7 protein-coding genes and 1 pseudogene are annotated in these 8,163 nt (G+C 51.4%); all 8 read right to left on the bottom strand.

Annotated elements, in window-relative coordinates; translation table 11 throughout:
- Position 1: 1 nt before the first annotated feature.
- Positions 2-4,030, bottom strand: a complete 4,029-nt coding sequence (gene rpoB / locus BJ887_RS01490; RefSeq protein WP_020882980.1) for a DNA-directed RNA polymerase subunit beta — start codon at positions 4,028-4,030, stop codon at positions 2-4.
- 319 nt (positions 4,031-4,349) lie between these two features.
- Positions 4,350-4,715 (bottom strand): 50S ribosomal protein L7/L12, encoded by a 366-nt coding sequence (rplL, locus tag BJ887_RS01495; RefSeq protein WP_014168154.1) that lies wholly within the window; start codon positions 4,713-4,715, stop codon positions 4,350-4,352.
- Positions 4,716-4,781: 66 nt separating this feature from the next.
- A complete protein-coding gene (gene rplJ / locus BJ887_RS01500) occupies positions 4,782-5,279 on the bottom strand; it encodes a 50S ribosomal protein L10 (protein WP_004097644.1) in 498 nt (165 codons plus the stop codon).
- 291 nt (positions 5,280-5,570) lie between these two features.
- Positions 5,571-6,275 (bottom strand): 50S ribosomal protein L1, encoded by a 705-nt coding sequence (rplA, locus tag BJ887_RS01510; RefSeq protein WP_006810530.1) that lies wholly within the window; start codon positions 6,273-6,275, stop codon positions 5,571-5,573.
- Positions 6,276-6,278: 3 nt separating this feature from the next.
- Complete coding sequence (rplK, locus tag BJ887_RS01515) at positions 6,279-6,707, bottom strand: 50S ribosomal protein L11 (RefSeq protein ID WP_008808007.1); 429 nt, start codon at positions 6,705-6,707, stop codon at positions 6,279-6,281.
- Positions 6,708-6,862: 155 nt separating this feature from the next.
- The gene (nusG, locus tag BJ887_RS01520) at positions 6,863-7,408 is read right to left on the bottom strand and encodes a transcription termination/antitermination protein NusG (RefSeq protein ID WP_003862341.1); all 546 of its coding nucleotides are present in this window, start codon (positions 7,406-7,408) and stop codon (positions 6,863-6,865) included.
- Between the two features lies 1 nt (position 7,409).
- Positions 7,410-7,793: a preprotein translocase subunit SecE gene (secE, locus tag BJ887_RS01525; protein ID WP_003862342.1), complete on the bottom strand. Its 384-nt coding sequence runs from the start codon at positions 7,791-7,793 to the stop codon at positions 7,410-7,412.
- 229 nt (positions 7,794-8,022) lie between these two features.
- Positions 8,023-8,163: pseudogene (gene tuf, locus BJ887_RS01530) on the bottom strand (elongation factor Tu); the annotation flags it as partial.

The following is an 8,163-nucleotide window of genomic DNA, read 5'->3' on the forward strand; positions in this document are numbered from 1 at the left end:
ATTACTCGTCTTCCAGTTCGATGTTGATACCCAGCGAACGAATCTCTTTCAACAGTACGTTGAAGGACTCTGGCATGCCCGGTTCCATCTGATGATTGCCGTCCACGATGTTTTTATACATCTTGGTACGACCGTTCACGTCATCAGACTTAACGGTGAGCATTTCCTGCAGGGTGTATGCTGCGCCGTATGCTTCCAGCGCCCACACTTCCATCTCCCCGAAGCGCTGACCACCGAACTGCGCCTTACCACCCAGCGGCTGCTGAGTAACCAGGCTGTAAGAACCGGTAGAACGAGCGTGCATCTTGTCGTCGACCAGGTGGTTCAGTTTCAGCATGTACATGTAACCTACGGTTACCGGACGCTCGAACTGTTCACCGGTACGGCCATCAAACAGCGTAATCTGACCAGACGTTGGCAGACCACCCAGTTGCAGCAGCTCTTTGATTTCAGCTTCTTTTGCACCGTCGAATACCGGCGTTGCAATCGGCATACCTTTGCGCAGGTTCTCTGCCAGACGCAGCACTTCTTCATCGCTGAAGGTGCTCAGGTCGACTTTCTGACGAACGTCGGTACCCAGATCGTAGGCACGCTGGATGAATTCGCGCAGTTTCGCGACTTCTTCCTGCTGTTTCAGCATGGCGTTGATCTTATCGCCGATACCTTTCGCAGCCATACCCAGGTGGGTTTCCAGAATCTGACCGATGTTCATACGAGACGGTACACCCAGTGGGTTCAGTACGATATCTACCGGCGTACCGTTAGCATCGTGCGGCATATCTTCGATCGGGTTGATCTTAGAGATAACACCCTTGTTACCGTGACGACCTGCCATCTTATCACCAGGCTGGATCTGACGTTTAACAGCCAGATACACCTTAACAATCTTCAGCACGCCTGGTGCCAGATCGTCGCCCTGAGTGATTTTACGGCGTTTCGCTTCGAGTTTTTTCTCGAACTCGTGTTTCAGTTCGTCATACTGCTCAGCCAGCTGTTCCAGCTGATTTTGTTTCTCTTCGTCGGTCAGGCCCAGTTCCAGCCAGCGATCGCGTGGCAGTTTGTCGAGCTTCTCAGCTTCAACGCCACCGGCAACCAGCACCGCATAGATACGGCTGAACAGACCCGCTTCGAGGATCTGCAGTTCTTCAGACAGGTCTTTCTTAGCCTGTTTGAGCTGCATCTCTTCGATTTCCAGCGCACGCTTATCTTTTTCAACGCCGTCACGGGTGAAGACCTGAACATCGATAACCGTACCGGAAACACCGTTTGGTACGCGCAGAGAAGAGTCTTTAACGTCAGACGCTTTCTCACCGAAGATAGCACGCAGCAGTTTCTCTTCTGGCGTCAGCTGGGTTTCACCTTTCGGCGTTACCTTACCAACCAGAATGTCGCCGCCGGTCACTTCTGCACCGATGTAAACGATACCGGATTCATCCAGTTTGGAGAGCGCAGCTTCACCCACGTTAGGGATGTCAGCGGTGATCTCTTCTGGCCCCAGCTTGGTGTCACGGGACACACATGCCAGTTCCTGAATGTGGATGGTAGTGAAACGATCTTCCTGAACCACACGCTCGGAGACGAGGATGGAGTCTTCGAAGTTGTAACCGTTCCACGGCATGAACGCTACGCGCATGTTTTGACCGAGCGCCAGTTCACCGAGGTCGGTGGACGGACCGTCTGCCAGCACGTCGCCGCGCTCAACGGGCTCACCCAGAGACACACAAGGCATCTGGTTGATACAGGTGTTCTGGTTAGAACGGGTGTATTTGGTCAGGTTATAAATGTCGATACCTGCTTCGCCCGGGTACATCTCGTCTTCGTTAACTTTGATAACGATACGGGAAGCATCCACGTACTGAACAGTACCGCCACGTTTAGCCACCGCAGTAACACCGGAGTCAACGGCAACAGCACGTTCCATACCGGTACCAACCAGCGGCTTATCAGCACGCAGAGTTGGAACGGCCTGACGTTGCATGTTCGCACCCATCAATGCACGGTTGGCGTCATCGTGTTCCAGGAACGGGATCAGGGACGCACCGACGGATACCACCTGCTGGGTGGATACGTCCATGTAGTCAACCTGGTCGCGGCTGAACAAGCTGGATTCGCCTTTGCTACGGCAGGTAACCAGATCTTCTACAAAGTGGCCTTCGTCATCCAGGTTGGAGTTCGCCTGAGCGATAACGTAGTTGCCTTCTTCGATAGCAGACAGGTAGTGAATTTCGTCAGTTACAACACCGTCGGTCACTTTACGGTACGGCGTCTCAAGGAAACCGTATTCGTTAGTCTGTGCGTACACGGACAGGGAGTTGATCAGACCGATGTTTGGACCTTCAGGCGTTTCGATTGGACATACGCGACCGTAGTGAGTCGGGTGTACGTCTCGAACTTCGAAGCCTGCACGTTCACGGGTCAGACCGCCTGGGCCGAGTGCAGAGATACGACGTTTGTGCGTGATCTCAGACAGCGGGTTGTTCTGGTCCATGAACTGAGACAGCTGGCTGGAACCGAAGAACTCTTTCACTGCTGCAGAAATCGGCTTGGCGTTGATCATATCCTGAGGCATCAGGGTATCCAGATCGCCCAGAGACAGACGCTCTTTCACCGCACGCTCAACACGTACCAGGCCAACGCGGAACTGGTTTTCCGCCATTTCGCCTACGGAACGGATACGACGGTTGCCGAGGTGGTCGATATCGTCCACTTCGCCTTTGCCGTTACGGATATCGATGAGCTTCTTCATCACTTCGATGATGTCGTCTTTGCTCAGGATACCGGAACCTTCGATCTCATCACGCAGCAGAGAACGGTTGAACTTCATACGACCAACCGCGGACAGATCGTAGCGGTCTTCGGAGAAGAACAGGTTCTCGAACAGGCTTTCAGCCGCTTCGCGAGTTGGTGGTTCACCAGGGCGCATCATGCGGTAGATTTCTACCAGCGCGCTCAGACGATCGGTCGTTGGATCGACGCGGATAGTCTCAGAGATATAAGGACCGTGGTCCAGATCGTTGGTGAACAGCGTTTCGATGCGTTTGTGGCCAGACTGGCTCAGCTTAGCCAGCAGATCCAGGCTCAGCTCCATGTTCGCCGGGCAGATCAGCTCGCCAGTTGATTCATCAACGTAATCTTTCGCGGCTACTTTTCCAGCAATGTATTCAACCGGAACTTCGATGAGTTTGATATCATCTTTTTCCAGCTGACGGATGTGGCGCGCGGTAATACGGCGGCCTTTTTCCACATACACTTTGCCGTCGGCTTCGATGTCGAACGACGCGGTCTCACCACGCAGACGCTCTGGCACCAGCTCCATCTGCAACTTGTTGTCGCGGATTTCAAAGATTACTTTCTCAAAGAACAGGTCCAGGATCTGTTCAGTGGTGTATTGCAGCGCACGCAAAATGATGGTCGCAGGCAGTTTACGACGACGGTCGATACGGACAAACAGGTTGTCTTTAGGATCGAACTCGAAGTCCAGCCAGGAACCACGGTAAGGAATGATACGCGCATTATACAGTACTTTACCGGATGAGTGTGTTTTACCTTTATCGCTGTCGAAGAAGACACCCGGGCTACGATGCAGCTGGGAAACGATAACACGCTCAGTACCGTTGATGACGAAAGTACCGTTGTCTGTCATGAGTGGAATTTCACCCATGTAGACTTCTTGTTCTTTAATGTCTTTTACGGTGCCTTCTGGCGCTTCGCGCTCATAGATCACCAGACGCAGTTTTACGCGCAGCGGTGCGGAATAGGTCACGCCACGGATCTGACATTCCTGAACGTCAAACACCGGTTCGCCAAGGCGGTAGCTGACGTACTGCAGCTCGGAGTTACCGCTGTAGCTCTGAATCGGGAACACGGAACGGAAGGCTGCTTCCAGGCCGTACTGCCCTTCAGGATCTTGCTCGATAAACTTCTGGAACGAGTCAAGCTGGATAGAAAGGAGATATGGAATGTCCAGAACTTGTGGACGTTTACCAAAATCCTTACGAATACGTTTTTTCTCGGTATAGGAGTAAACCATAGGGTTCCTCAGCTCGCTGACAAGTCGACCCATCTGTCCGACGAAGGGACAGTTTGTGCAACACCATTTTGTGGACCGGAAAATTGAATACTTTCCGCAATACCTGTTGCTATCACGCTTAAATCATTTCGTCGCGATTTACACAGAGCGCGCACCCTGTCGCAATATATTAAGTCGTCGATAGAAACATGCATTGTCAGGACAACCAGTAGTCAAACAGTGTGAAATGCTACTGATGCCTTACAGCGCAAAAAGGCTGGTGACTAAAAAGTCACCAGCCATCAGCCTAATGACTTAGGCTGCAACCAGAAAAGTTGGCTTATTTAACTTCAACTTCAGCGCCAGCTTCTTCCAGAGATTTTTTCAGTGCTTCTGCGTCGTCTTTGCTCACGCCTTCTTTCAGCGCAGCTGGAGCAGCTTCTACCAGGTCTTTAGCTTCTTTCAGACCCAGGCCAGTTGCGCCACGTACTGCTTTGATAACAGCAACTTTGTTAGCGCCAGCAGCTTTCAGAATTACGTCGAATTCAGTTTTTTCTTCAGCAGCTTCAACCGGGCCAGCAGCTACAGCTACAGCAGCAGCAGCGGAAACACCGAATTTTTCTTCCATTGCAGAGATCAGTTCTACAACGTCCATTACGGACATAGCTGCAACTGCTTCAATGATTTGATCTTTAGTGATAGACATTTAAATTGTTCCTGAAAATCAGAATAAGTTTATACGTAAGCAAATGCTTTATAAAGATAACTGCGATTAAGCAGCTTCTTTTGCATCGCGAACAGCAGCCAGAGTGCGAACCAGTTTGCCAGCCGAAGCTTCTTTCATGGTTGCCATCAGGCGTGCAATTGCTTCTTCGTAGGTCGGCAGGGTTGCCAGGCGATCGATTTGCGATGCCGGGATCAACTCACCTTCAAAGGCTGCAGCTTTGACCTCAAATTTTGCATTCGCTTTCGCGAACTCTTTGAACAGACGAGCAGCAGCGCCCGGGTGTTCCATAGAGTATGCAATAAGGGTCGGACCAACAAACGTGTCTTTCAGGCACTCGAAAGGAGTACCTTCAACTACGCGACGCAGCAGGGTGTTACGAACAACACGCATGTATACGCCAGCTTCACGACCTGCTTTACGCAGTTCAGTCATTTTGTCTACAGTAACGCCACGGGAATCCGCAACTACTGCAGACAGCGCGCCTTTGGCTACTTCGCTGACTTCAGCAACAATCGCTTGTTTGTCTTGAAGATTTAAAGCCATTAGCTTTGCTCCTGGATGTTTGCCGGAACTCATGTTCCGGAACTCACTTCACTCTCCCCAACGGAAAGAGCGTCTTAATACGGTGAGCAGAAACAAGCCAGAGTATCCAAAAATAATCTTAGCGTTCTGTCACCGTCTACGCAGGGCATTAAGTTTCTTGCGAAACACCTGCGGTCTTCGACGGAGGCCTGGATTAGGCCAGGCTCCAACGAACAAATCTTTTAGCCGCTAACTTTTGTTAGCAAACGTGGGGGTAAGATTGTAGACAAAATCACCGCCCACGTAAAGGCATTAGTTTGCAGCAGCGCTCAGGCCAGCCTGGTCAACTGCAACACCTGCACCCATGGTGGTGGAGATGCTAACTTTCTTGATGTACACGCCTTTCGCCTGAGTTGGTTTTGCTTTTTTCAGCGCAACCAGCAGAGCTTCCAGGTTTTCTTTCAGTTTGTCAGCGTCAAAGTCCACTTTACCGATGGTGGTGTGGATGATGCCGTTTTTGTCGTTACGATAACGAACCTGACCTGCTTTAGCGTTCTTAACAGCTTCAGCAACGTTAGGGGTTACAGTACCCACTTTCGGGTTTGGCATCAGGCCGCGTGGACCCAGAACCTGGCCCAGCTGGCCAACAACGCGCATTGCATCTGGAGAAGCAATAACAACGTCAAAGTTCATTTCGCCTTTCTTGATCTGGTCAGCCAGATCTTCCATACCTACCAGTTCAGCGCCGGCAGCTTTAGCCGCTTCAGCGTTTGCACCCTGAGCAAATACAGCTACGCGTACGGAACGGCCAGTACCGTGTGGCAGTACAGTTGCACCACGAACGTTCTGATCAGATTTACGAGCATCGATGCCCAGGTTAACAGCAACGTCAACGCTTTCAACGAACTTAGCGGTAGCCAGTTCTTTCAGCAGAGCGATAGCTTCGTTGATGTCGTACTGTTTGGTCGCATCAACTTTGTCACGGATCACGGACATGCGCTTGGTCAGTTTAGCCATTTCTTAGTCCTCCACTACCAGGCCCATGGAACGTGCAGTACCTTCGATTGAGCGAGTCATCGCTTCAATGTCGGCACCAGTCATGTCGGCAGCTTTGGTCTGCGCGATTTCCTGCAGCTGAGCGCGGGAAATTTTACCCACTTTGTCTTTGTTCGGTTTACCGGAACCAGACTTGATACCCGCCGCTTTCTTCAGCAGAACTGCTGCTGGAGGGGTTTTGGTAACGAAAGTGAAAGAACGGTCAGCGTATACAGTGATAACAACTGGGATTGGCAGACCTTTTTCCATGGATTCGGTTTTGGCGTTGAACGCTTTACAGAATTCCATGATGTTCACACCCTGCTGACCCAGAGCTGGACCAACTGGTGGACTTGGGTTCGCCATACCTGCTGCAACCTGCAGCTTGACGTAGGCTTGTACTTTCTTAGCCATTCTAAAATCCTCTGATTGGGTGATAACGCCTCAAGGAGGCTCCCCGTGAATAAAATCGTTTTACAGGCCGCAGCCCATAAAAACAAAAGGCGCGAAATTGTATTCCAATCTCGCGCCTTGTGCAACGATTAAATCGTCGCTTTTTTGATCGCTGCTTAGGCTTTTTCGACCTGGGCAAAGTCCAGTTCTACAGGGGTCGCACGACCGAAGATAGAAACGGACACTTTCAGGCGGGACTTTTCGTAGTCCACTTCTTCAACCACGCCATTAAAGTCAGCAAACGGACCGTCATTAACACGAACCATTTCACCCGGTTCAAACAGCGTTTTCGGACGCGGCTTATCACCCACCTGCTGCAGGCGGTTCATAATCGCATCAACTTCTTTGTCGCTGATTGGCGCCGGACGGTCAGACGTGCCGCCGATAAAGCCCATCACGCGCGGTACGCTGCGCACCAGGTGCCAGCTCGCGTCGTTCATAACCATCTGAACCAGCACGTAACCCGGGAAGAATTTACGCTCGCTTTTGCGACGTTGGCCGCCACGGATCTCGACCACTTCTTCGGTCGGAACCATAACTTCGCCAAATAACTCTTCCATGTTGTGTAATTTGATATGCTCACGCAGCGACGTTGCTACGCGGCCTTCAAAACCGGAAAACGCCTGAACGACGTACCAGCGCTTTTTAGGGGCTTCAGACATCTCAGAACCTCAGGCCAGTGATAAAGGATACCAGGCGAACCAGAATACCATCCAGTCCCCACAGGATCAGTGACATTACAGCGGTAACCGCCGCTACGATCAGCGTGGTGTGCAATGTTTCCTGGCGAGTCGGCCAAATTACCTTGCGGACTTCGGTACGCGCTTCGCGAGCAAAAGCGACAGTCGCTTTGCCTTTTGTCGTCAACAGCGCGACACCACCCGCTGCAGCAATCAGAATTACCACTGCAAGCGCGCGTAGCGGCAGCATCATGTCACGATAAAGGTAGTTGCCGACAATCGCTACAATCAGCAGCACGGCTACGACTACCCATTTCATCGCTTCCAGGCCGCGCCCGCTCCCTTGAGCTTCGGTATTCGCACTCATAAACCAACCTGTCAGAAGTATTCTACAAACATTTTCACCCCGCGATTGCGAGGCAAACCAAATCGAAATGCTAATTCGCTTTTCGGATTATACGCTCTCTGCAGAGCCTGTCTCAGCAATGATTATGACAAATTTAATCACTGATGAGCCAGGTTCTGATCTGAAAGCGTGCAAAAAGGGCATCAAATGATGCCCTTTTATTGCGCATTGCGTCAAATGTTATCAGCAATTAGCCGAGAACTTTAGCAACCACGCCCGCGCCAACGGTACGGCCACCTTCACGGATTGCGAAACGCAGACCGTCGTCCATCGCGATTGGGTGGATCAGCGTCACAACCATCTTGATGTTGTCGCCTGGCATTACCATCTC

It is taken from the genome of Enterobacter sp. WPR_3_1 (assembly GCF_003635055.1).
GTDB lineage: Bacteria > Pseudomonadota > Gammaproteobacteria > Enterobacterales > Enterobacteriaceae > Enterobacter > Enterobacter ludwigii.